The sequence below is a fragment of the Hwanghaeella sp. LZ110 genome, from assembly GCF_048892525.1.
GTDB lineage: Bacteria > Pseudomonadota > Alphaproteobacteria > UBA8366 > Aestuariispiraceae > Pacificispira.
This window is the reverse complement of sequence record NZ_JBLZHT010000003.1, coordinates 237,918-263,519: the sequence shown is the minus strand read 5'-3', so window position 1 is coordinate 263,519 and position 25,602 is coordinate 237,918. Positions and strand designations below refer to the sequence as shown.

20 protein-coding genes and 4 tRNA genes are annotated in these 25,602 nt (G+C 54.9%); 5 read left to right on the top strand and 19 right to left on the bottom strand.

The annotated features are described in order from the left end of the window. Positions 1-7: 7 nt before the first annotated feature. The 16 genes from nuoE to ACOSDM_RS07370 form a co-directional block, all read right to left on the bottom strand. On the bottom strand, positions 8-613 hold the full coding sequence (gene nuoE, locus ACOSDM_RS07445; RefSeq protein WP_420723868.1) for an NADH-quinone oxidoreductase subunit NuoE: 606 nt from the start codon (positions 611-613) through the stop codon (positions 8-10). Positions 614-645: 32 nt separating this feature from the next. Then, positions 646-1,794, bottom strand: coding sequence for an NADH-quinone oxidoreductase subunit D (locus tag ACOSDM_RS07440; protein ID WP_420724111.1), 1,149 nt, complete (start codon positions 1,792-1,794; stop codon positions 646-648). An 83-nt stretch (positions 1,795-1,877) separates the two neighbouring features. Then, on the bottom strand, positions 1,878-2,510 hold the full coding sequence (locus tag ACOSDM_RS07435; protein ID WP_420723867.1) for an NADH-quinone oxidoreductase subunit C: 633 nt from the start codon (positions 2,508-2,510) through the stop codon (positions 1,878-1,880). Between the two features lie 51 nt (positions 2,511-2,561). Beyond that, positions 2,562-3,107 (bottom strand): NuoB/complex I 20 kDa subunit family protein, encoded by a 546-nt coding sequence (locus ACOSDM_RS07430; RefSeq protein WP_420723866.1) that lies wholly within the window; start codon positions 3,105-3,107, stop codon positions 2,562-2,564. Next, a complete protein-coding gene (locus ACOSDM_RS07425; protein WP_420723865.1) occupies positions 3,098-3,463 on the bottom strand; it encodes an NADH-quinone oxidoreductase subunit A in 366 nt (121 codons plus the stop codon). Before ACOSDM_RS07425 ends, ACOSDM_RS07430 begins: the two co-directional genes overlap by 10 nt. A 318-nt stretch (positions 3,464-3,781) precedes the next feature. Continuing rightward, positions 3,782-3,858, bottom strand: a tRNA-Asp gene (locus ACOSDM_RS07420). A gap of 414 nt (positions 3,859-4,272) precedes the next feature. After that, entirely contained in the window at positions 4,273-5,010 is a 738-nt protein-coding gene (locus ACOSDM_RS07415) for a hypothetical protein (protein WP_420723864.1), read from the bottom strand. Between the two features lie 316 nt (positions 5,011-5,326). Next, a tRNA-Val gene (locus ACOSDM_RS07410) sits at positions 5,327-5,402 on the bottom strand. 135 nt (positions 5,403-5,537) lie between these two features. Beyond that, positions 5,538-5,810: an HU family DNA-binding protein gene (locus ACOSDM_RS07405; RefSeq protein ID WP_420723863.1), complete on the bottom strand. Its 273-nt coding sequence runs from the start codon at positions 5,808-5,810 to the stop codon at positions 5,538-5,540. 261 nt (positions 5,811-6,071) lie between these two features. Then, entirely contained in the window at positions 6,072-8,489 is a 2,418-nt protein-coding gene (gene lon, locus ACOSDM_RS07400; RefSeq protein ID WP_420723862.1) for an endopeptidase La, read from the bottom strand. 324 nt (positions 8,490-8,813) lie between these two features. After that, positions 8,814-10,082: an ATP-dependent Clp protease ATP-binding subunit ClpX gene (gene clpX, locus ACOSDM_RS07395; RefSeq protein WP_420723861.1), complete on the bottom strand. Its 1,269-nt coding sequence runs from the start codon at positions 10,080-10,082 to the stop codon at positions 8,814-8,816. 312 nt (positions 10,083-10,394) lie between these two features. Beyond that, positions 10,395-11,036 (bottom strand): ATP-dependent Clp endopeptidase proteolytic subunit ClpP, encoded by a 642-nt coding sequence (gene clpP, locus ACOSDM_RS07390; RefSeq protein WP_420724110.1) that lies wholly within the window; start codon positions 11,034-11,036, stop codon positions 10,395-10,397. Between the two features lie 231 nt (positions 11,037-11,267). Then, positions 11,268-12,692 carry a trigger factor gene (gene tig, locus ACOSDM_RS07385; protein ID WP_420723860.1) on the bottom strand — a complete coding sequence of 475 codons (1,425 nt, stop codon included), beginning with the start codon at positions 12,690-12,692 and terminating at the stop codon, positions 11,268-11,270. An 89-nt stretch (positions 12,693-12,781) separates the two neighbouring features. After that, positions 12,782-12,866 (bottom strand) — tRNA-Leu (locus ACOSDM_RS07380). A 137-nt stretch (positions 12,867-13,003) separates the two neighbouring features. Further along, entirely contained in the window at positions 13,004-13,249 is a 246-nt protein-coding gene (locus ACOSDM_RS07375) for a hypothetical protein (RefSeq protein ID WP_420723859.1), read from the bottom strand. Between the two features lie 136 nt (positions 13,250-13,385). Further along, on the bottom strand, positions 13,386-14,921 hold the full coding sequence (locus ACOSDM_RS07370; protein WP_420723858.1) for an NAD(P)H-hydrate dehydratase: 1,536 nt from the start codon (positions 14,919-14,921) through the stop codon (positions 13,386-13,388). A 98-nt stretch (positions 14,922-15,019) separates the two neighbouring features. Here ACOSDM_RS07370 and ACOSDM_RS07365 point away from each other — a divergent pair, with 98 nt between their 5' ends. Both ACOSDM_RS07365 and mnmD read left to right on the top strand, forming a co-directional pair. Then, complete coding sequence (locus ACOSDM_RS07365; protein WP_420723857.1) at positions 15,020-15,565, top strand: hypothetical protein; 546 nt, start codon at positions 15,020-15,022, stop codon at positions 15,563-15,565. Between the two features lie 222 nt (positions 15,566-15,787). After that, positions 15,788-17,737, top strand: coding sequence for a tRNA (5-methylaminomethyl-2-thiouridine)(34)-methyltransferase MnmD (gene mnmD, locus ACOSDM_RS07360; protein WP_420723856.1), 1,950 nt, complete (start codon positions 15,788-15,790; stop codon positions 17,735-17,737). A gap of 5 nt (positions 17,738-17,742) precedes the next feature. On the opposite strand, the gene ACOSDM_RS07355 is transcribed toward mnmD, so the two are convergent. After that, positions 17,743-18,927, bottom strand: coding sequence for a glycosyltransferase family protein (locus ACOSDM_RS07355; protein WP_420723855.1), 1,185 nt, complete (start codon positions 18,925-18,927; stop codon positions 17,743-17,745). 72 nt (positions 18,928-18,999) lie between these two features. Further along, positions 19,000-19,076: transfer RNA gene (locus ACOSDM_RS07350), tRNA-His, on the bottom strand. A 137-nt stretch (positions 19,077-19,213) separates the two neighbouring features. Between ACOSDM_RS07350 and ACOSDM_RS07345 the strand changes: the two genes are divergently transcribed. Together ACOSDM_RS07345 and ACOSDM_RS07340 are read left to right on the top strand one after the other, a co-directional pair. Next, positions 19,214-20,383 carry a pyridoxal phosphate-dependent aminotransferase gene (locus tag ACOSDM_RS07345; protein ID WP_420723854.1) on the top strand — a complete coding sequence of 390 codons (1,170 nt, stop codon included), beginning with the start codon at positions 19,214-19,216 and terminating at the stop codon, positions 20,381-20,383. A gap of 1,299 nt (positions 20,384-21,682) precedes the next feature. Continuing rightward, entirely contained in the window at positions 21,683-21,874 is a 192-nt protein-coding gene (locus ACOSDM_RS07340) for a (2Fe-2S)-binding protein (RefSeq protein WP_420723853.1), read from the top strand. 178 nt (positions 21,875-22,052) lie between these two features. Here ACOSDM_RS07340 and bfr read toward each other — a convergent pair whose 3' ends face one another. Further along, a complete protein-coding gene (gene bfr / locus ACOSDM_RS07335) occupies positions 22,053-22,529 on the bottom strand; it encodes a bacterioferritin (RefSeq protein WP_420723852.1) in 477 nt (158 codons plus the stop codon). A gap of 219 nt (positions 22,530-22,748) precedes the next feature. On the opposite strand from bfr, the gene uvrA reads away from it, so the two are divergent. Then, positions 22,749-25,601 carry an excinuclease ABC subunit UvrA gene (uvrA, locus tag ACOSDM_RS07330; protein ID WP_420723851.1) on the top strand — a complete coding sequence of 951 codons (2,853 nt, stop codon included), beginning with the start codon at positions 22,749-22,751 and terminating at the stop codon, positions 25,599-25,601. The last annotated feature ends 1 nt before the right edge of the window (position 25,602 follow it).

Sequence of the window (25,602 nt, the reverse complement as noted above, 5' to 3'; positions counted from 1 at the left end):
GGCCCCCTTAACTTCTGATTTGCGGCGCAGGGCCGGTTTGCAGGGTTTGCGGGCCACCCTCTGGCTCAGAGCCGGAGCGTCCATTCTGAGGGCCGGGCGTCACAGCCTCCCCCTTAGCCAATTTATCGATCAGGCCCGTCATGATCTCAGGCGTCAGATCTTCGAAATAGTCATCATTGATCTGAACCATCGGCGCATTACAGCAGGCCCCCAGGCATTCAACCTCTGTCAGGGTGAATTTCTTATCCTGCGTGGTCTGTCCCGCATGAATGCCAAGCTTCGTTTCAATCGCGGACTTGATGTCTTCTGCACCACGCAACATGCAGGGCGTTGTTCCGCACAGTTGAATGTGAAATTCGCCAACCGGTTCCAGATTGATCTGGGTGAAGAAACTGGCAACCTCCATCACACGGATATAGGGCATATCCAGCATTTCAGAGATTGTGCGCATAACTGCTTCGTCGCAATAGTGGCCCTGATCGTGGCGTTGCTCCTGCGCCAGGAACAACAAGGCGAGCACGGCAGACTGCTGACGCCCTTGCGGATATTTCGCAATATTCCGCTGGGCTTCCTTCAGGAAGTCGCCGGTGAATTCAAAGCTCTCAGCACTCATCGTCTAACCTACCCTTACAGGACAAACCGTGATTAACGGTCGATCTCTCCAAACACGACATCGAAAGAGCCCAGCACGGCCACCGAATCGGCCAGCATATGTCCCTTACAGACGTGATCCATTACCTGCAGATGCGCAAAGCCCGGTGCCCGGATTTTACAGCGATACGGCTTGTTCGTCCCATCGGAGACCAGATAGACGCCAAACTCCCCTTTGGGTGCTTCGACGGCAGTATAGGTTTCCCCCTCCGGCACGTGGAAGCCTTCGGTATACAGTTTGAAGTGATGGATCAATGCTTCCATCGACCGCTTCATATCACCCCGTCGTGGTGGGGCAACCTTCGTGTTTTCCGTTAAGACGGACCCGCTGGGCATATCCCGCAGACATTGTTTAATAATCGACAGGGATTGCCGCATTTCCTCAACCCGAACCAGATACCGGCTATAGCAATCCCCGGTCTTGCCGGTTGGGATATCAAAATTCAAGCGGTCATAGACCTCGTAAGGTTGCGACTTGCGCAAGTCCCAGGCAATTCCGGATGCCCGCAATACCGGCCCGGTCAGGCCCCAGGCCATGGCGTCTTCTGGCGAAATAATCCCGATATCGACGGACCGCTGTTTAAAGATACGATTTTCCGTCAGCATGTTTTCCAGATCGTCGATGAATTTCGGAAAACCATCGACCCATTCGGAAATCTTCTCCGCCATCAGGGGCGGCATATCCTGGTGAACGCCGCCGACACGATAGAAGGCAGCGTGCATCCGCGCACCGCAAACGCCTTCATAAAACTCCATCAGCTTTTCGCGCTCTTCAAACGCCCACAACATCGGCGTCATGGCCCCGACATCCAGGGCATAGGCGGGCACGTTCAGCAGATGGTTCAAAATCCGGCTGATCTCGTCAAACAAGACGCGCATATATTGGCCACGCAAGGGCACTTCCAGACCCAACAGACGCTCTGTCGCCAGACAGAAGGCATGCTCCTGTGCCATCGGGGCCACATAGTCCAACCGATCAAAATACGGTATCGCCTGAAGATAGGTTTTATACTCGATCAGCTTTTCCGTGCCACGATGCAACAGGCCGATATGCGGATCCAGGCGCTCGATCACCTCTCCATCCATCTCCATCACCATGCGCAACACGCCGTGGGCCGCAGGATGCTGGGGGCCGAAATTCATCGTCAGAGTTTTGATGGTCGGATCCTGATCGGTCCCACCCAGGGCCTTGCTTGCAAGACTTCTATCGAACGGCTCGGTGAGGCTCATGCCTTATCCCCTTCCGCCTGCTCTTCGGCTTTCTCATCACCCGGCAGTTTCGGGGTCATCCCCTCCCACGGGCTCATAAAGTCGAAGCTACGGAATTCCTGTGTCAGTTTGACGGGTTCATAGACGACCCGACGCTGTTCTTCGTCATACCGCAATTCAACAAAGCCGGTCAGCGGGAAATCACGACGCTGAGGGTGCCCATCAAAACCATAATCCGTCAGAATGCGGCGCAGGTCCGGGTGATCGCCAAAGAACACACCATACATGTCCCAGACTTCACGCTCGTACCAATCTGCCGCCGGCCAGATCGACACAACGGACGGTACCGTCGTATCCGCATCGGCGATAACCTTCACGCGACAGCGGATATTATGCTTCATGCTCAACAGGTTATAGACGACTTCAAACCGCTTTTCCCGCTCTGGAAAATCAACACCGCAAATGTCGACCAACTGGCTGAACAGGCAATGCGAATCATCGCGCAGAAACTTACACAGTTTCAGTAAATTCTGGCACGAGATTGTCACTACCAGTTCCCCATTGATCAGGGTTTGGCTGTGCATCTGCTCACCGAATTTGGACTCGATATACGCCCCAAGGTCTCTCAAGGCTTCGCGTGTCGCGCTCATGATCACCCTAACATCATATCAAAACGGACTGACATGCCATCCCGACACCGCTTATCGCAGGATCGTTCCAGTACGCCGAATTTTCTTTTGCAATTGCAGCACACCATAGACCAAAGCTTCAGCGGTGGGTGGGCATCCAGGCACATAGATATCGACCGGGACGATTCGGTCACAGCCCCGCACGACAGAATAGCTATAGTGATAATAGCCACCGCCATTCGCACAAGACCCCATGGAAATCACCCAACGTGGCTCTGCCATCTGGTCATAAACCTTGCGCAGCGCCGGTGCCATTTTATTGGTCAGCGTTCCGGCAACGATCATGACATCTGACTGACGGGGACTGCCCCGCGGAACGACACCAAACCGGTCCAGGTCATAGCGCGGCATATAGGCATGCATCATTTCTACAGCGCAACAGGCCAGACCGAAGGTCATCGGCCACAGCGACCCTGTACGCGCCCAGTTGACCAGCTTGTCCAGGTTAGCGACGACAAAGCCCTTGTCCTGCAGTGCGTCGGTAACCGCATCCAGCGCCAGATCCTGACCGGGGCCAGGCGGCAGCACGGTTTCTCGTTGACCGGTGGTTACTCCCATTCCAGTGCCCCTTTGCGCCATTCGTAGATAAAACCAACAGTCAACACGCCCAGAAAGACCACCATCGACCAGAAACCGAACAATCCGATATCCCCTAAGGCGACAGCCCAGGGAAAGAGGAATGCAACTTCCAGATCAAAAATGATAAAAAGCAATGTGACCAGGTAGAACCGGACATCGAACCGCGACCGCGCGTCGTCAAACGCCTCAAAGCCGCATTCATAGGCCGATAATTTTTCGGAGTCGGGATGCTGTTTCGCGGCAATCATGCTGCCACCCACCATGAGTATCGCAATGCCCATCGCGATCCCAAGGAAAACCAAGATTGGGAAGTATTGGCTCAGCAGCTCTTCCATCGCGGTCTCCGCACCAGTTAAAGGGGGATACGAGGCAGCTTGAATAACGCCCCACAATCCCCATGTCCCAAAACGGTTCAGCTGATCACCCTTTAAACCAGGGAAGACTGAACACGCCCTTCTAACGCAACGCCATTTCGCACGCCGGACCGGTCCGGTCAAGGCTTCGCGTGCCATCCCAACCCCTGACGATGGTTTACTATAGTAGCTGTTGGTGGGACTTAAAAGTCTCCAAACATGACGAATTGACGCGCCGCAGCATATAAATACGGAACCCCTGATGGAGTTCCGCAAAACATTTGAAATTATTTAAGAAAATGGCGGGAGTGACGGGGCTCGAACCCGCGACCTCCGGCGTGACAGGCCGGCACTCTAACCAACTGAGCTACACCCCCGCATGGGTGGCTGAGCAACGATCCGTCCTCAGCGAGACGGGTGATATTGCACCACCTCCCCCCTGTCAAGCAACCAACGACGCGCATGACATATTTTTTGCAAGAAAAAGCGGGGGAGTGCGAAAATCGGGCATTTATAGTTTTTCTTTTTTTGCCGCGGTTCCCGCGTCACCGGTATTGGGTACCCCCTGAGGTTCAATCAACAGCAGATGTGATTCCACTTCCGCCACTGGTCGGTGCTCAACACCTTTTGGCACGACATATAAATCTCCAGCCTCTAGGAGGACATCCCTCGCCATATTCTGAAGAATAACAAGACTGTATAGAAATTTGAAAAAACTTAATCTGAGTCAATAAATATTATAATAAAAATTTCTATATTTATATAAATTTAATATATATCACTATAAAAATTCAGTAAATCCTTACAGAACGCAATTTTTTTACTATTTTATCCGATCTAATAAATAAATCTTTTAGTTTTCCATTAACTTCAATTGCACCATATCCCTGGATGGCGTCCATTAACTCGTCTCTTTCATTAACACAACATATCAATTCATCTACAAGGTATGGAACATCATCCTTTTTTTGCTTTGACATCATCCAACTTTTTATATCCATTCCCTTCTTGGTTGCCCTTCTCTCTTCGTAACTCCGCTGAAGAGAAGACATCTGTTCAATTTGTTCATCAACCACTTTGCTGACATCTATCGGCTCATAAATCCGGATTCTCTGGTTTCTTGGACGTAAATCAAAATCAAAGTCTCGTTTGTATTGATTATTCCGCACAAAGGCGATGTGTTTCTCTCCATGTGGCTTCGGTGTAATATCAAAAATATGCTCATTTTCATTTTTGTATACCGCATGAAATTCTGCGGTGAGCATTAACTTAGGCCATTCCCATATCGTCCAACCGAAAACGATATCGCCGCCTTCATTTGATATTTTTTCTTCTACACCATCCGAACACCAACCGTACAAGCCGTATGGGTCTGCTACTACCGTAATCAATTCAATCTCACCTCCCAATTCCTTTGCAAAATCGATGTGTTTTTGAGTGATAGTAGTAGGTGTGGTTTCGGTAGTATGAATACCCTGTTGAGCGCGGTAATCGGCTTTAGAGAGTTCCTTCTTTTCCTCATAAGTCATAATCCCTCTGTTATTCATATCATCCAGACCTACGATTAGTTTTCCGTTTCACATGCAGCATAAATGAATTTAACGAAACGAGTAGTATAACTTTTTCTAAAGGGGGTTCTTTTGGAAACTCCGATTAGCAAACGTAGCTCATTACCTGATTAGAAAAACTTAAATGCATTTCCCGCTTAAGCGGGAAATGGCAACACATTAAGTCTGGCAATTCAAAATGATTTCGTATGGAAAAAATATTTACCTTATCACGAAAGCGTGCAGATAAAGCACACCACCATAATCGGGTTCAACATGAATACCAGCCTTAAAAGGCTGGTGGGCGGTGACGGGATCGAACCGCCGACCCTCTCGGTGTAAACGAGATGCTCTGCCAGCTGAGCTAACCGCCCATGTGTGAGGGGGTCTATAGCGTGCCTTTGGCGAAGGATCAAACCTTGCTTTCAAAAAAAATCAACCGCCCTCAAAATTTATGAGAGCGGTTGGTTTTAATTCGTTGAAACAGTTGCCTGCTTCGATTCGCGGTCTTAGTTGACGGCGTCCTTCAAACCTTTACCAGCCTTGAATTTCGGCTGATTGGATGCCGGAATGTTGATTTCCGCACCGGTCTGAGGATTGCGGCCTTTAGACGCTGCACGCTTGCTAACAGCAAATGTACCAAATCCTACGATACGCACATCACCACCAGCTTTCAGCTGACCGGTAATGGCTTCGAGTACACCGTCAACCGCTTTAGCGGCATCGGCTTTGGACAGGCCGGCTGAATCGGCAACGGCAGCGACGAGATCGTTCTTATTCACAGGAACCCCCCTAATGTTTCGGGATGTTAAAAATTGGATAGGATTATCCGAACGAGGCAAAGTGTAAGGGTAATTGAGGATATCCGTCAACGCGAAACACTCAATTTCCCCCGGTTTTCTGCGGATTTTTAGATATCTTGTTTGTAAATTCGGTGTCGGGAGACCGAAATAAAATACAGGGCGTCGGTGTAGTAGCACCGACGCCCTGTTTTATACCATTTTCACCCGAACATTAGGGGAAACACCCCAAAATCTGGCATTCTAGTGGGCAATTGCTCCATCGCGGTCGTCCCCCGATTCGCGAGACCAAACCGGCGCATCCGCCCGTTCCTGATCTTCGGCGGACCATTCAATCGGCACCAAAGAGGAAACCAGGGCATGGCCTAGAACCTCATCGACCGTGCTGACCGGAATAATGGTCATGCCTTTGAGGACATTATCGGGAATGTCGGCCAGATCCTTTTCATTATCTTTCGGAATCAGGACCGTCTTGATTCCCCCACGCAAAGCGGCCAACAGTTTTTCTTTTAGACCACCGATAGGCAGAACGCGACCCCGCAGGGTGATTTCTCCGGTCATCGCCACATCCCGTTTCACCGGAACACTGGTCAGAATGGAAACGATTGCTGTGACCATCGCGACACCGGCCGAAGGACCATCTTTCGGAGTCGCCCCTTCCGGAACGTGAACATGGATATCGTTCTTGTTGAAGATGGTTGGCTTGATCCCGAAAGAGACAGCGCGGCTCTTGATCAGGTTCTCAGCTGCCTGAATGGATTCCTGCATCACATCGCCCAGTTTCCCGGTCTTTGTAACGCGGCCCTTACCAGGCACAAGAACCCCTTCGATCGACAACAACTCACCGCCGACTTCGGTCCAGGCCAGGCCAGTGACGACACCGACCATGTCTTCATCTTCAATCTCGCCAAAGCGGAATTTCCGAATTCCGGCATAGGTGCCCAGATTGTCCACATCAATGGCAACCGAATCACGCTCACCCATCATGATTTCCTTGATGGATTTACGGGCCAAATTCGCAATTTCCCGTTCCAGGCTTCGAACGCCGGCCTCCCGCGTGTAATAGCGGATCAGATCCCGCAGCGCTTCGTCTGTGATCGACCATTCTTTCTCGGTCAGACCGTTTTCACCGCGCTGTTTGCTGATCAGATGGCGCTTGGCGATTTCAACCTTTTCATCCTCGGTATAACCGGGAATGCGGATGATCTCCATGCGGTCCATCAAAGGCTGGGGCATCCGCAAGGTATTGGCGGTCGTCACGAACATGACGTCGGACAGATCATAATCCACTTCCAGATAATGATCGTTGAACGTGCTGTTCTGTTCAGGATCCAAGACCTCCAGCAGAGCCGAAGATGGATCCCCACGCCAGTCAGCGCCCAGTTTGTCAATTTCATCCAGCAGGAAAAGCGGGTTGGACTTTTTCGCCTTCTTCATGCCCTGGATGACCTTGCCCGGCATTGACCCGATATAGGTCCGACGGTGTCCGCGCACTTCCGACTCGTCGCGCACGCCGCCCAGGCTCATCCGCACAAAGGAACGCCCCGTCGACTTCGCAATCGATTTACCCAGTGACGTTTTACCCACACCCGGCGGGCCAACAAGGCACAGGATCGGACCTTTAAGTTTCTTCTGGCGCGCCTGAACCGCAAGATATTCCAGAATCCGTTCCTTAACCTTCTCCAGGCCATAGTGATCGGTATCCAGCGTTTCCTTCGCTTCGCGCAGATCGGTTTTTACCTTGGACCGCTTCTTCCACGGGATCGACAACAGCCAGTCCAGATAGTTCCGCACCACCGTTGCTTCCGCAGACATCGGGCTCATGGAGCGCAGTTTCTTCAACTCGCCCAGCGCCTTTTCTTTCGCTTCCTTGGACAGTCGGGTCTTTTCAATCTGCTCTTCCAGTTCGGACAGTTCGTCCTTACCGTCTTCGCCCTCACCCAATTCCTTCTGGATCGCCTTCATCTGTTCGTTCAGATAATATTCGCGCTGGGTCTTCTCCATCTGCCGCTTGACGCGGTTGCGGATGCGCTTTTCAACCTGAAGAACGCTGATCTCGCCTTCCATGAAGCCGAAGATCTTTTCCATGCGCAGCGAAACCGTTTCCAGTTCCAGCAAATCCTGCTTGTCAGAAATTTTCAGCGTCAGGTGCTGCGCGACAGTATCGGCCAAGCGGGATGCTTCTTCGATCTGATTGATCGAAATCATCACCTCTGCCGGAACTTTTTTGTTCAGTTTGATATATTGTTCAAACTGACCAACCACGGCGCGGCTCAGGGCCTGCAGGTCCGCTTCGGGTTCTTCGGGATCATCAATCATTTCCGCCTGAACCTGGAAGAAATCATCCGTGGCGGTGAATTGTGTGATCCGGGCGCGCTGCACCCCTTCGACCAGCACCTTCACGGTGCCATCGGGCAATTTCAAAAGCTGCAGAACAGTCGCGACCGTTCCAACATCATAAATATCATCCGCTTTGGGATCGTCTTCGCCCGCATTCTTCTGGGTGACCAACAGGATTTGTTTGTCATCCTGCATGACATCTTCCAGGGCGCGCACAGATTTATCGCGACCCACAAACAGCGGCACGATCATATGAGGGAAAACCACAATGTCGCGCAATGGCAGGACAGGCAATTCCACGGCGGTTTTGAGTTCTTGCATAATCATTCTCTCCATGGCGCGGGGTCATTCAGGGAATGAAATCCCGCGCGTTTTTATAATCGGGTGTGTGAGACAAAATCACAGAGATTGTGCGTGTCCTTACCCGGAGACCAAACGGCTGAAGGCGCCATCTTGAACTCAAAGACCCACGCCAGCCGGGCCTTACTAATAGTGGGGCTGTTTGCCCCACACTTCAAGCAAAGCATAACGGAATTCCGGCATTTTTTCGCAGTTTTGCTCATTTGAATACGGATTATGAAAACAAAAGAACCGCGCTGTGGACAAGTCCATCAGGCGCGGTCCAAATGCATCAGCAAAGCTCAATTAAGAAGCATTGCTTTCGACTTCATTCTTGCGATCAGAATAGATGTAGAGCGGCTCTGCCCGACCTTCGACGACTTCCTTATTGATCACGATTTCCTCCACCCCTTCCAGGCTGGGCAGGTCATACATCGTATCCAATAGGATCGCTTCCATGATGGAGCGCAAACCACGCGCGCCGGTCTTACGCTCAATCGCCCGTTTGGCAATTGCCAGCAAGGCATCAGCGGTAAATTCCAGACCGACATCTTCCATTTCAAACAGTTTCGCATACTGTTTGACCAGCGCATTGCGGGGCTTGGTCAGAATGTCGACCAATGCCTCTTCGTCCAGGTCTTCCAGGGTTGCGATCATCGGCACACGGCCAACGAATTCCGGAATAAGGCCGAACTTAACCATATCTTCCGGTTCGACATCCCGCAGGATCACGCCGACCTTGCGGTCATCTTCGGATCGAACATCCGCGCCAAATCCAATGGAAGAGCCCTTACCGCGCGACGCAATAATCTTTTCCAGACCAGAGAAGGCGCCGCCACAGATGAACAGGATATTGGTTGTATCAACCTGCAGGAATTCCTGCTGCGGATGCTTGCGCCCCCCTTGCGGCGGTACAGAAGCCACCGTGCCTTCCATGATTTTCAGCAAGGCCTGCTGCACACCTTCGCCCGACACGTCCCGCGTGATCGAGGGATTGTCAGATTTGCGGGAAATTTTGTCGACCTCATCGATATACACGATGCCGCGCTGGGCGCGTTCGACATTGTAATCCGCAGATTGCAACAGCTTCAGGATGATGTTTTCGACATCTTCCCCAACATAGCCGGCTTCAGTCAGCGTCGTTGCATCCGCCATGGTGAACGGCACGTCCAGAATGCGCGCCAGGGTCTGGGCCAGCAGGGTTTTACCGCACCCGGTTGGGCCAACCAGCAGAATATTTGATTTCTGCAGTTCGACATCATTCTGCTTCTGACCATGGGCCAGACGTTTATAATGGTTATGCACCGCGACCGACAGGACGCGCTTGGCGTAGTCCTGACCAATCACATAATCGTCGAGAACCTGACGGATATCCTGAGGTGTAGGCACCCCGTCCGATGTTTTCGAAACGCTGGATTTGTGATCTTCCCGGATAATATCCATGCACAATTCGACGCATTCGTCGCAAATGAACACAGTTGGTCCGGCGATCAGCTTGCGCACTTCGTGTTGGCTCTTACCGCAAAAGGAGCAGTAGAGCGTATTCTTTCCGTCGCTGCCGCTGGATTTGCTCATCGTCTTTCCGGTTCCTTACCGATCTTGCCGATCTTTTCAGTCATGCATACCGTCAATGCGTCCCACTGACCTCGTATCCAAACCGTATCGTAGACCTAGCGACCCACCCCCTCAAACGGAAAATCACGGATTCCCTTAGGTGTGTCGCGATTCTGTCATACACAGGCGGATCAAACGTGTGACCACAATGATGAAAGCACCTATTAACACCCTGATACTAGGGTATAAACGGCCTGCATCCCTGTTCATCAGCCAAATTCATGCGAAAATCCCTCAGAGGGTCGAATATCGGCCCCCTGAGGAGAATCGGGCTTACTTATCAGAATCACCTTCCGGCAAAGGGCGTTCATTGACGACTTCATCAATCAAGCCAAAGCTCTTTGCCTCTTCCGCGCTCATAAACTTATCACGGTCCATTGCGGCTTCAATTTCTTTCAGACTGCGACCGGTATGATGAACGTAGATTCCGTTCAGGGTTTCCCGCATGCGCAGGATTTCCCGCGCCTGAATTTCGATATCTGTTGCCTGCCCCTGGGCACCACCGGATGGCTGGTGCACCATGATTCGGCTGTATGGCAGCGAGAAACGCTTGCCCGCCTGCCCGGCCGTCAGCAACAACGACCCGGCGGAACAGGCCTGTCCCAGACATACGGTTGAAACGTCACAGCGGATATACTGCATGGTATCATAGACAGACATCGCAGATGTCACGACGCCGCCTGGTGAATTGATATAGAAGGAAATGTCCTTGGCGGGACTTTCTGACTCAAGGAACAACAACTGAGCGCACAGGAGGCTGGCGACATGATCATCAATGCCCCCTGTCAGAAAGATAATACGCTCCTTCAACAGGCGCGAATAAATGTCATAGGCGCGTTCACCGCGGTTGGTCTGCTCAACCACCATCGGCACCAGCGTGTTCATGTAAAGATCGACCGGATCGCGCATGGTAATACTCACTGCTCCCTAAAGCTATTTTCGTGAAATCCAACGGTCACCGACTGTGACCAGGATTCAGAGGCATCGCATCGTCCCCGTGACGATTGCGAGCCTCAGAGTTAATGGCTCAGGCCGGGATGTAAAGCCCCCGTCTATGGAAATCTGCACCGGGCGATGCGGAAACAAACGCCCCGGACGCGTATCTGGCATCCGGGGCGCTGCACTCACCGCATTGAACGGCAGGTTTTAGTCAGCAGATTTCTTCGCCGCGGCCTTCTTGGAGGCGGCCTTTTTCGCGGAAGATTTCTTTGCCGTTTTCTTGGCTTTCTTACCCTCTGCACCATCTGTGCTGTCGTCATCAGACTCCAGCAACTGCTCGACCGGCAGGGACACATCCTTCACTGTCGCCAGTTCCAAAATGTAATCCACCGTCTTTTCTTCAAAGATCGGCGCCCGCAGGCTGTTCATCATTTCCGGCGATTTGGTGAAGTATTCGAACACTTCGCGTTCCTGACCCGGATACCGCTGGGCCTGACGGAACACCGCCTGTTGCAGTTCTTCCTGGGTGACTTCGACCTTGGCCGTGTCGCCGACATGGCTCAACAACAGTCCCAGAAGCACGCGCCGTTTGGCGATATCGCGATATTCGGATTTCAGGACTTCTTCGTCCTTTTCCTTATCTTCCTCGTCGATATTGCCTTCTTCCTTGGCCTTGGTGAATTGCGTCCAGATCTGGTCAAATTCGCCTGTCACCATGCCTTCCGGCACTTCAAAGTCATGCTTTTCAAACAGGATATCCAGCAATTCGCGCTTGGTCTTGGCACGGGCCAGTTCCGCATATTCGCCTTCAATCCGGCTGCGCATCTGACCGCGCAGATCATCCAGTGATTCCAGACCCAGTTCCTTGGCGAATTCATCGTCCAGAACGCGATCGGTATATTCGTGGATTTCGTTGATCTTGCATTCGAACACAGCGGCTTTGCCCGCCAGATTCGCCGCGCCATACTCTTCAGGGAAGGATACGTTGACCGTCAGGTCCTCACCGGCCTTTTGACCGATCAACTGATCTTCAAACCCCGGGATGAATTGACCGCTGCCCAGTTCCAGACGGAAATCGGTTGCTTCACCGCCTTCAAATGCTTCGCCGTCGACAAAGCCCTTGAAATTCATGATCACGACATCGCCCGACTGGGTCTTGCGGTCTTTTTCGATCTTCTGGGTCGCACGATTGTTGCGCGCCAGTTCATCCATGGCGTTATTGACTTCTTCGTCCGTGATCTCCGGTTTATAGCGCGTCAGAGAAAGCGTAGAGAAATCAACCGGCTCAATTTCCGGCATAACATCCACAGCCATCGTATAGACCAGATCAGACCCTGGATCGAAGCTTGAGATTTCGATCTTCGGCTGCATGGCTGGCTTCAGCGAGCGTTCCGTCAAGACAGCCTGGCTGCTTTCAGAAACAGTGCCTTCCAGAATCTCGCCCAGCACGGATTGACCGAACCGCTGACGCAAGATCTTCATGGGCACTTTGCCCGGGCGAAAGCCTGGCATTTTTACAGTCTGCCCGACCTCGATTAGCTTCGTTTCGACCTTTTGATCGAGTTCATCCGCGGCGACCGTGATGGTGAATTCGCGGCTCAGACCTTCGTTCTTTGTTTCGACTACCTGCATGGGAGATTGGGCCCCGGCTCAATTTGTGTTTATGAAATCGCGATACATACCCGACGAAATGATCCAAGCGCCTGACCTTTTAGGGTCGGTGGTGCGGGCGAAGGGACTCGAACCCCCACAGGTTGCCCTACCAGAACCTAAATCTGGCGCGTCTACCAATTTCGCCACGCCCGCACTGCTCGGACCGTTCTTTCCGAAAACGGATCGCGCGCTCCGACCGTTGCCGAAGCGCGCGCGTCATAGCAAACGCGGTACCCCGCGTCAAAGCGTCAATTCCAGTAAAGTCGCACTAATCTGTGGAATTGGTCCGTTCAGGCGACGCTTTGCGAGTATGTTTCATTAAAAGTGGCAAGCGAAAGAACCTTTGTACCAGCAGGATACACTGCGTGGGACTGTGTATGTTCCACGGTCAGTTCATAGCGCACATGCGGAATTCCAAAGCCATCAGAGGCAATTCCCAAAACTTCCGCAGTTTCGACGGCTCTGTTGTTCAGGCGTCGAAAAAAGGACCGCCCAACCGCGACACGATCCTGTGAAACAGCTTTCCGAAAAAACATGTTCCAACCTCTCAAAAAACTCGCCGAAAACCCGAAAAAGTCTCAGCGAAACGCCCCTGGATAGTTTTTCATCAAAAACATGATATAGGTCAATCCTTTACAAAACGTAACTAAATTAAATTCGAGACAATTGTTACTAAATGACTGTCTGCGAACGAACCTTTTCAATCGCAGCTGGTAACAGGCAGGGCAGATCGCTGGCAATCAGTCCTGGCCCAAAGGCAGCAGCAGCAGCCGCATGAACATAAGTCCCGGCACAGGCCGCGGCAAAGACCGACATGCCGCCGGCAACAAATGCCGCAATAGTGCCTGCCAGAACATCCCCGGCCCCCGCTGTTGCAAGACCGGCGGGCGCATTTCCGTTGATCACGGCATAGCCTGCCGGGTCCGCAATGACCGTGTCATAGCCCTTTAGCAGAACCGTCGCCCCTGACCGTTCTGCCGCACGCCGCGCCCGATCCAGTTTGTTGGGAACATCAGCAAGGTCTGGGAACAATCGCCGGAACTCCCCTTCATGAGGCGTCAGCAGTACCGGACCCCTAATCGCATCAAACAAGGTCTGAGGAGAAGATTCGAAAAGAACCAGCGCATCCGCATCAATAATCACGGGACGACCATCCCTTAACACAGCCAGAACCTTTTCATGCGACCCTGCGGCTATCACCCCCAGGCCCGGCCCAATCACGGTACATCCAATACGCGGATCTTCCAGCAATTCTATGAAAGCACGGGTATCCTTGACGGACCGAATGACGGCACTTTCCAGGGCAAGGCGATACAGCGGCCCCTGCTGAACGGGCGCTGCGACCGTGACAATACCGGCCCCGGCGCGTTGTGCCGCGCGGGTTGCCAGAAACGCCGCGCCCAGCAATTCCGCACCACCTGTAACCAGAACATGGCCACGATTGTATTTATGGGATGTCGGCGATACGCGCGGCAGCGCCCGGGCCCATAGGGACGGATGATTGAGCGCCAGCTTCGGATCAACCTTATCCAGAACAGTGTCTGGAATACCGATATCAGCGATCACAAAGTCTCCACAGGCCACGCGGCCGGGCAGCAGCCAATGCCCCGCCTTTCCCCGAAAGAATGAAATTGTGGCCGTTGCCTGTGCCAATCCCCCGGATCGTATTTCACCGCTATCGCCGGAAACGCCGCTGGGCATATCAATGGCAATGACCGGCACGTCACCAATCGCCGCCAGTGTAGCAGCTGCCACACCGTCAATGTCACGATTAAGACCAGCACCAAATACCGCATCAACCACCAGGGTCGCATCCGTCAGAATATCTGGGCCCAATGCTTGACAGGGCCCGGCATAATCCGCTGCCGCCAGGGCTGCATCGCCTGTCAGGGCGTCCCTGTCCCCCAACAGCCCCACGCGCACCGTCCAGCCGCGATCTGCCAGCAAGGACGCAACGACAAAGCCATCCCCCCCATTATTTCCCGGTCCACACAGGACGGCGACAGTGCCGGGATCATATCGATCAACGATAGTGCGCATAACCGCCCCCCCGGCCGCGCGCATTAAATCATATCCCGGTATCCCGCCATCGATTGCCAGACGATCCGCCTGCGCCATCTCCCCCACGCCCAAAAGGCAGCATTTGCGCCAGGCATCAGCGTCCAGCGAGTCCGGCAAAATCGTCAGTAAGGTATCCATATCTGTCATTGGTATAGTCTTACGCAATTAGGGAGGTATTGAAATCCTTTCGACGCGACCCTTACTTTAATTTACGTGATACAGAATTTCAGGAAAGAAAAACGATCATGCGATTTACCCGCCCTCGTCTCGCCTTCCTGACGCTGGTGGCGTTGTTTTTGGCGGCCTGTGACCAGACCGTCCCGAAAACCGTTGTAATCTATGCCAGCACCACCGGCAGCTATGCCCCGCTGCAATCGGTCGCACGAGCGGGCAATAGCGTTCCTGTTTATGCCTTTGCTGCGCCCTTGCGCAGCGACCAGGCCCTCGCCCAAGCCGTTTCGGATATGTTAGCGCAAAAAGACCCGACCTTGCGTTTTCACGGCGGTGGGGATGCCCTGCCCTGGGACAGCACGGATACCCGCATCCTGATCTTGAACGACATGCCCACGGGCTATTCCGGGATATCGGCCTGCCAGGGAAAGCCCTATGAGCCGGTGGAACAGGATGATGCATTGACCTTCAACATGATCGTCTGTGAGGGATCGAACCTGCTGGTGCAGGTGATGGGCACTCTGCCCCGCACGTCCTCGAACCTGACAGCACAGTATGATGAGTTGATCAAACAGACATTGCCTACGGTGCTGATCAAAGAAGATCACAGTCCCAAATAAGGCCCACACTGATCGTCACGCAAAAAACATCGCAGAGTCAGAAACTTGTAACACCCAAGCGATACTACTGGGCCATCGACCAACCGCTCTCCCCCGAACCCCATTGGGCGAGAGCACACTGGCGACGCAACGACCGATGCCGATGAGATTAAGTGTAGGCAGAAGATCGTAGCGTCGTTTTTTTTTGCCTGAACGCCTTTGGCTGGGCATATCATCCAGACAATGACGACAGCCGGACCTCCATCACAGTCTGAACCTTCCCCCCTTTCAGCAATCGATTGGCGGGACGGCACGCCCTATGCCAGCCGTTTTGATGATCTGTACTTTTCCGCCGATGATCCCTGTGGAGAGGTTCAACATACCTTTCTGAATGGCACGGGTTTCGAAACCCTGTGCCAAAAGCCAAAGCTGACCGCAGCGGAAACGGGTTTTGGCACCGGATTGAACTTTCTGGAAGCCTGGGCCGTGTGGGAAAATACAGCCCCACCCGGATCAACGCTTGATTTCGTCTCCGTCGAAGCCTTTCCCATGCCCCGCGCGGATTTGGCCCGCGCCCATGCAACCTTTCCCCAGCATGCAAGCCGTGCCGCGGCCCTGCAGCACCAATGGCCAGGCGCCCTGCCCGGCGCGCACAGGCTGACCTTCGCTGCCGGTCGTGTGCGCCTATTATTGCTGATCGGCGATGTCGCACAGCAATTCCAACAGCATCAATTTCAGGCTGATGCATGGTTTCTGGATGGTTTCGCCCCGGCAAAGAATCCAGATATGTGGCGACCGGAAGTCTTTGACCACATCGCGCGATTAAGTGCACCGGGTGCACGGCTTGCCACATTCAGTGCGGCTGGCATTGTAAAGCACGGCCTGCGTACGGTTGGATTTCAGGTTGAAAAGAGACCCGGCTTCGGGCGCAAACGCCACTGCCTGTCCGCACGGCTGTCCCAAACCCCGAAACAGGGCCCCGTATCTGACCCCTGGTATGTGCTGCCGCCGCCGGTTCCCAAACAGGCGCGCATGGCTGTGATCGGGGATGGCATTGCTGGCTGTGCGATGGTGCGCGCCTTGCGCCTCGCCGGGCGCGATCCAATCCATATTGGCGGAATGAACAGCCGTGATTATGCCGCCAGCCGTCTGCCCCGCGCCGTGATCTCCCCAAAGCTGGTGCGCGGCGATCAACCCTTCCCGGTTTTCTGGCGTCAGGCCTTTCTGGATGCCATCCGCGTCCTGGACGGGCTGGACGGCGATATCTGGAAGGGCCCCCGTGGCGTTGTGATGCCTGCGGGGTCGGACACCCTGAAAGATCAGCAGGACCAGTTGCTGCAGCATCTGAACTGGCCGCTGGATGATCTTCGGCCCGTTTCAAGTAACCAAGCCAGCGATCTTCTGGGACGTCCCTGCCCAGGTGGCCTGTATGTCCCAAAAGCCGGAACCATCGATCCACAGGCCCTGTGCCGCGCCCTTACCCCCCCGCCAACCTTGCGGGCCGATATCGCCCGGATCGCGCGACACGAAGACCAGTGGCGGTTGAGTGATACCAATGGCGACACGGTCTGCCGGCCAGATACCGTCATTCTGGCCTGTGGCCCTGGTGCAGTACCATTGCTGCCCGATCTTCAAGATGGGTTTGGCCTGCGCATCGGATCGGGGCAATTGTTCACTGCCGATAGTCAGAGCCAACCGGGATGCGCCGTGATGGCCGATGGGTATGTCACAGCCATTGAGCCAGACGGACGCCTGACCGCCGGATCAACAATGCAGGGCATGCAAAGCCTGGGTCCGGTTGCCATTGACCCGGCGCAGACAACAGCATTGCAGCAGCGATTGGGCACGCTGCTGCCCAGCATTGAGGATAAGACGCTGACCCCCTGGACCGGATTGCGCTGTGATACGGTGGATCACCTGCCGCTCTGTGGGCCAGTACAGGATATCACCGCCTTTGAGGCCTTATATGGTGGGCTGAGGCAGGGAAAACCGCCCAGTCGAATGGACCCCGCACACTATCTGCCAGGACTCTATACGCTGACAGGTCTTGGCTCCCGCGGGTTTCAGGCGGCATTTCTGCTGGCAGACCACTTAACCGCGCTGTTGGACGGCCGGATCAGCCCCCTGCCCGCCGCGACGGCTGAGGCATTGCTGCCCTGTCGCTTCCAAATCAGACAGCTGCGCAAGGGCTAGTCCCCTTATGCACCCCAAAACGACTTGCCCAGAGACTCCAGCATCCTATCCACCCGTTGTCGCCATGTATGGGTCGCCGCATAATGCGGCAACGCGCGATGGCGGATTGTGTCCATCTCCTCAGCGCCCCGGTCGAATATCGCAGACAGCGCCGCATCAATCTGGCCGCTGTCATAGGGCATAAAGCCGATCCCCAGATCCTGCTCGACCTCCGCCGCCAGAAAACGGGACGGCTCTGTCAGGATATAGGACCCCCGGCTTTGAGCATAGAACACCCGCTCATGCGCGCCATTGCGGAAACTGGGGCTGACATCGATCACAACCTTGGCCGCCCGCATGAAATCCAGGATATCCAGGAATGGCACCTTTCCGTGGACTGTGACATTCGCGCCCATCTTCAAATCCGCACCGGGCTGAACCTCACCACAGTAATGCACATTCTTGTGGGTGATGGCGGCCAGCAGATCGCGCCGCCGCCCGGCGATCAACTGTGTCTCCAATTCCAGAACCAGCGCCGCGCGACGCTCCCGCGACAGGTCCAGCCCGGCTGCCTGACATTCCAGCCCAACCACCGACCACAGGCTTTCCGTGCCGGTGCGACAGCGCTCCAATGCCTTGTCCAGCACCCCCTTAACCGCCGCATCGCCGCCGGATGCCGCCTTCAGCCAACTGGCCGTCGTATGGGGGGACGACACATTGCCGACGATCAGGACATCAATCACCCGGTCGCTCCAGTCCGGCTGGTCCTGCAGCGGGGCGGGCCCAGCATGGGGAAAGAAAACGCTGCCCTGGCCCGGCGCGTCAAAGGCGGTCAGGATGTCATGAAAATCATCATCCACCACGCCGATCAGCCCCAGATTGGGAAACTGCTTCAACTCCGCCAGTTTCCGCAGGGGCGAATCGGTCAGGAAGGAAAACCGGGGCAGTGACCAGGCATCATAGATCGACTGGCCCGCGGTATTGTGGTTCTGGCTCAGATTGGTATCCAACAGAAACTTCCGCCCCTTGAACAGGGCCAGATCCGACAATTGCCCCTTAAACAGCGCCGGATTGGGAAATTCACTATGCAGATGCTCCGTCACCAACACGTCTCGCGCCCGCAATGCATCGGCAATATCAATCTGCATCGTCTCAACAGAGGCGAACGGCGCATAGTTATTGTTGGACAGGCATCGGATTGTCTTAAGCATGGTTTCCCTTCCCGAATGCCAAACGTGGCATTGATAATCAGGATAGCTGAGTCTCTGAGGGAAAAGGAAAAATGGGGTGGCTGATGGGGCTTGAACCCACGACCTCCGGAATCACAATCCGGCATTCTAACCAGCTGAACTACAGCCACCACCGTGAAAATTCGTATGCGGATGCACCGAACCCTCGTAACGGCGTCGCTTTTACGTGTTCCCCCCTTTCCCGTCAAGCGATGCGGGCTTATGGTTTGCCACAAACTGTCATCATCCTTTCATGAAAGAGCCTGCCATGCTGACCCTTGCTTCCGGAATGAGCCGTCTTGGCACCGAAACCGCCTTTGATGTTCTGGCGAAAGCCAATGCCCTGGCGGCCCAGGGCGCGGATATGATCAATCTGGGGATCGGCCAGCCGGACTTCCCCACGCCGCCCCATATCGTCGAAGCCGGGATCAAGGCACTGCGCGACGGGCATCATGGCTATACGCCCGCCAATGGCATCCCACCGCTGAGAGAGGCTGTCAGCCGCGATCTGCACCGCCGCCATGGCGTGGAGATCGATCCGGCGCGAATCGTTGTCGTGCCCGGTGGCAAGGTGACGATGTTTTTCGCCATGCTGATGTTTGGCGAGCCTGGGGCGGAAATCATCTATCCCGATCCCGGTTTTCCGATTTATCGCTCCGCCATTGATTTCACCGGGGCAAAGGCCGTGCCGCTGCCGCTGAGGGAGGAGAATGGCTTTGCCTTCTCCGCAGAGGAATTGCTGTCCCTGATCACGCCGCGCACCCGCCTGATCATCATCAACAGCCCCGCCAACCCGACAGGCGGCGTCACACCGGTTGAGGAGATGGACAAGCTGGTCGCGGGTCTGGCGGATCATCCCACTGTCGCGATCATGTCGGACGAGATTTATTCCTGCATGCTGTATGACGGGCGTCAGCACCGCTCTATCCTGACCTATCCGGAAATGGCAGACAGGGCGATCATGCTGGACGGCTGGTCCAAGACCTATGCCATGACCGGTTGGCGCGCCGGATTTGCTGTCTGGCCGGAGGCTTTGGCAGAAAAGGCGACGCGATTGGCGATCAATGACCATTCCTGTGTCAATGCCGCCACCCAATATGCCTGCATCGCCGCCCTGGATGGCCCACAGGATGCCGCCATCGCAATGGTTCAGGCCTTTGACGCGCGCCGCCGCGCCACCGTCGACGCCCTGAATGACCTGCCCGGCGTCAGCTGTATCGAGCCGGGCGGTGCCTTCTATGCCTTCCCCAATATCAGCAAGACCGGAAAATCCGCCAAGCAGATGCAGAACGACCTGATCGAACAGGCCCATGTCGCAACCATCGCCGGCACCAGCTTTGGCGCCTACGGAGAGGGCTATCTGCGTGTCTCCTATGCCAATTCAAAGGAAAACATCCTAAAGGCCATTGATCGCATTGGGGATTATCTGGCGGGGTGAGCCCCCTATAGCCGGCTGTACCGGAAACACCCAAAACATCCCCGTCACCCCCGCACAGGTGGTTATCCAGGGCCACACGCACCAATCGCGCCTGCCGCCCTGGACCCCGGATCAGGTCCGGGGTGACGATGTGTCAACAAATGTACCCTCACCCTGAGGAGCGCAGCGTCTCGAAGGGGGAGCCCGCTGGAAGCACCGGACTTACAGCCCCTCCTTCGAGACGGCGCTATCGCGCCTCCTCAGGATGAGAACGAAGCGGAAGGTCAGACGTGCAACGCCATAACGCACCATCCCCTCAGCGTCCTTCGCGCCTTCTCTGCGCTCTTTGCGGTTAATCTTTACCATCTCGTCACACCCGCGTAGGCGGATATCCAGGGCCACACGCAGAAATCGCGCCTGCCGCCCTGGAGCCCGGACCACGTCCGGGGTGACGATGTGTCAACAAATGTACCCTCACCCTGAGGAGCGTAGCGTCTCGAAGGGGGAGCCCGCTGGAAGCACCCCACTTACAGCCCCTCCTTCGAGACGGCGCTACCGCGCCTCCTCAGGATGAGAACGAAGCGGAAGGTCAGACGTGCAACGCCATAACGCACCATCCCCTCAGCGTCCTTCGCGCCTTCTCTGCGCTCTTTGCGGTTAATCTTTACCATCTCGTCACACCCGCGTAGGCGGATATCCAGGGCCACACGCAGAAATCGCGCCTGCCGCCCTGGACCCCGGATCACGTCCGGGGTGACGATGTGTCAACAAACGCGCCCTCACCCTGAGGAGCGCAGCGTCTCGAAGGGTGAGCCCACTGTAACCACCGCACTTACAGCGCATCCTTCGAGACGGCGCTATCGCGCCTCCTCAGGATGAGAACGAAGCTGAAGGTCAGACGTGCAACGCCATAACGCACCATCCCCTCAGCGTCCTTCGCGCCTTCTCTGCGCTCTTTGCGGTTAATCTTTACCATCTCGTCACACCCGCGCAGGCGGGTACCCTGAGCCACAAACACCAATCGCGCCTGCCGCCCTGGACCCCGGATCAGGTCCGGGGTGACGATGTATCAACAAATGCACCCTCACCCTGAGGAGCGCAGCGTCTCGAAGGGGGAGCCCGCTGGAAGCACGCATATGCAGCGCCTCCTCAGGATGAGAATGGGACCTCCACTCCCCGTCATACGCGCGGGCAGGTCTATGGAGCCAATTGAAACGCTGCTTTTGAATGGCTGAAACAGAAAATATTCTAAAAAATGCGATTGACAATCATTCTTAACATCATCATCTTTCTAATACGCGATGTGTGAAAGGACGGATTATGTTTGTGTGTGTGTGCAACGCGATCGGTGACAAATGCGTATCCAAGGCCATCAATGATGGTCATTGCGATCCGGACGCCGTTTATGAGGCTCTGGGCGTCGCGCCGCAATGCGGTCAATGCGTAGAAACCATAGAAGAAATGATTTTCGATCACCGTTGTAAATCACGCATGCCGGTCGCGGCGGAGTAATCAGATGTTTCTGGTCAAATCCATGAGCAAATGGGTCTCCTTGGCGGAACGACTGACCAAAGACAATGCCCATTCTGAACAGGCGGACACGAAAACACAGCGCGCGAAAGCCCCGCGTGCCCTTCCTGAGAAGTCGCCTTCAAAACACTGATACCCTGACGCTTAGACCAGAACCCGTTCAGGAGTTATCGAACATCTGTTCCTGAAGATAATTCTGCAGACCGGTCTGATTGATCAGATGCTGTTGAGTTTCCAACCAGTCGATATGTTCTTCGGTGTCATCCAGGATTTTGCTGAAAATGATCCGGGATACATAATCCTGGTTTTCCTCGCACACGACAATGGCAGCCTTCAATTCGGTCTGATTCGTCGTTTCCAGTCCCAGATCACTTTCCAGCATTTCCGGTACCGTCTGACCGATCCTTAAGCGTCCCAGATCCTGCAGATTGGGCAGGCCATCCAGCAACAGCACACGTTCGACAATCAAGTCCGCGTGCTTCATCTCGCCGATGGACTCTTCATATACCGTTTCGGCCAGGCGCTTGAAGCCCCAGTCTTTCAGCATGCGGGCGTGCAGGAAATACTGATTGATCGCAGTCAGCTCATTCTTCAAAATCTTGTTCAAATGCTCAATGACGGCTGGGTGACCCTTCATTGCTCTCTCCTTCACGAAAACTTTTCACCAAACTCTGTACCTAGATGACCATAGGATCGCTGAAATAGCATCCCCTTTGTCGAAAAATTTTGGTCACCCCGGAACAATGCCGCGCTGCAGCAAGTAATTTCCATCATCCGCAGATCAAGACTCGAAGTTCCCCCTTGGGCAGCCTATATTCCCTCTCTTCCGACGATGAAAATCCAACAGCGGGGTTCCATGTCCAATACGACAATTTCCGTGCGCGGCGCACGTGAGCACAATCTAAAGAATGTGGATGTCGACCTGCCCCGGGACAAACTGGTGGTGATCACGGGGCTCAGCGGGTCTGGAAAATCCTCGCTGGCCTTTGATACGATCTATGCCGATGGTCAGCGCCGCTATGTCGAAAGCCTGTCTGCCTATGCGCGGCAATTTCTGGAAATGATGCAGAAGCCGGACGTGGATCTGATCGAAGGGCTGTCGCCAGCAATCTCCATTGAACAAAAGACAACTTCGAAAAACCCGCGTTCCACCGTCGGCACCGTAACCGAGATTTATGACTATATGCGCCTTCTCTGGGCGCGGGTGGGTATCCCCTATTCCCCGGCAACAGGCCTGCCGATTGAAAGCCAGACGGTCAGCCAGATGGTGGATCGCATCATGGATATGGGCGACGGCAAGCGGCTGTATCTGCTGGCCCCGCTGGTGCGCGGGCGCAAAGGAGAATACCGCAAGGAATTCGCTGAATTGCAGAAGCGCGGCTTCCAGCGCGTGAAAGTCGATGGCAAATTCTATGAGATCGAAGAAGTCCCCGCTCTGGACAAAAAGCTGAAGCATACGATTGATGTGGTCGTGGACCGCGTTGTGGTGCGCGATGACCTGCAATCGCGCTTGGCCGATTCGATAGAGACTGCCTTGCAGATTTCAGATGGATTGCTGTTCGCAGAAAATGCCGATGATGGCGACCAGGTGATCTTTTCAGCCAAATTCGCCTGCCCCGTCTCCGGCTTTACGATTGAGGAGATTGAGCCGCGTCTGTTCAGCTTCAACAATCCCTTCGGTGCCTGCCCGACTTGTGACGGTCTGGGCACGGATATGGAATTTGATGTTGAACTGATCGTGCCCGACAAGACGAAATCTCTTTGGCAAGGCGCCATTGCGCCCTGGTCCACCTCGACTTCCCCCTATTACAAGCAGACACTGGAAGCCATTGTACGGCACTACAACGCCTCCCTGAAAACGCCCTTTGGGGAATTGGATGAGAAGGTTGCGACCTGCATCCTGCATGGCAGCGGCGACGAGGAAATCGAGTTTAGGTACGACGACGGCCTGCGCTCTTACAAGACCACCAAGCCGTTCGAAGGCGTTATCCCGAATATGGAACGTCGCTTTCGGGAAACAGAATCCAGCTGGTCCCGGGAAGAACTGGCAAAGTATCAGGCTGTCACCCCCTGCCCGGCCTGTAACGGCTATCGCCTGAAGGCAGAAGCCCTGGCCGTGAAGGTCGGCGGCTGTCATATCGGCGAAGTCTCTCAAATGTCGATTGCTGAGGCTGGAACCTGGTTTTCCGCCCTCAACGAGCAACTAAGCGAGAAGCAGAAAGAAATCGCCTATCGCATCCTGAAAGAGATTAATGAGCGATTGGGATTCCTGAACAATGTCGGCCTGGACTATCTGGCGCTCAGCCGGAATTCCGGCACATTGAGCGGCGGGGAAAGTCAGCGCATCCGACTGGCCTCGCAAATCGGGTCGGGCCTGACAGGCGTTTTGTATGTGCTGGACGAACCCTCCATCGGCCTGCACCAGCGGGACAATGATCGCTTGCTGGAGACGCTGAGGCGCCTGCGGGACCTGGGTAATACCGTGATCGTTGTGGAACACGACGAAGACGCCATTCGCGCTGCCGACTATCTTGTCGATATGGGTCCCGGCGCGGGCATCCATGGCGGCCATGTTGTGGCTGCCGGGACCCCTCAGGAAGTGCTGGCCAATCCCAATAGCCTGACCGCGCAATATCTGACCGGGGCGCAGGAAATCGCGATCCCCAAGGCGCGCCGCAAGGGACACAAGAATCAGTTCCTGAAGATCTTTGGCGCGCGGGAAAACAATCTGCAAACCGTCGACGCGACGATCCCGCTGGGCACCATGACTGTGGTGACCGGGGTCAGCGGGTCTGGCAAATCCACCCTGATCATCGAGACCATGCAGCGGGCCCTGGCGCGCAGCCTGATGGGGGCGCGGGCGCATCCCGGCCTGCATGACAAGATCGAGGGCACGCAGTTCCTGGACAAGATCATCGATATCGACCAATCGCCCATCGGGCGCACGCCGCGATCCAACCCGGCGACCTATACCGGGGCCTTCTCCCCCATTCGGGATTGGTTCTCCGGCCTGCCAGAAGCCAAGGCGCGGGGCTATCAGCCCGGCCGGTTCAGCTTCAACGTCAAGGGCGGCCGCTGTGAGGCCTGTCAGGGCGATGGCATGATCAAGATCGAAATGCACTTCCTGCCCGATGTGTATGTGCAATGCGATCAATGCCACGGCCATCGCTATAACCGCGAGACGCTGGAAATCAAATATCGCGACAAGTCGATTGCCGATGTGTTGGACATGACCGTTGATGAGGGCGCGGATTTCTTTAAGGCCGTCCCCGCCATCCGCGACAAGCTGATCACGCTACAGCGCGTGGGGCTGGGCTATATCAAGGTCGGACAACAGGCGACCACACTGTCGGGCGGCGAGGCGCAGCGGGTCAAACTGGCCAAGGAACTCTCCAAAAAAGCCACGGGCCGCACCCTGTATGTGCTGGACGAGCCCACCACGGGTCTGCATTTCCATGATGTGCGCAAACTGTTGGAAGTGCTGCAAACCCTGGTCGACAGCGGCAATACAATCGTGGTGATCGAACACAATCTGGAAGTCATCAAATGCGCCGATTGGATCATTGATCTGGGCCCCGATGGCGGCACCCGCGGCGGCGAAATCGTCGCCCAGGGCACCCCGGAAGAAATCATCAAGGTCGCCCGCTCCCACACCGGGACCTATCTGGCCCCCTACCTGAACAAGGCCTCTCAAAAGAAGGCAGGGTGAG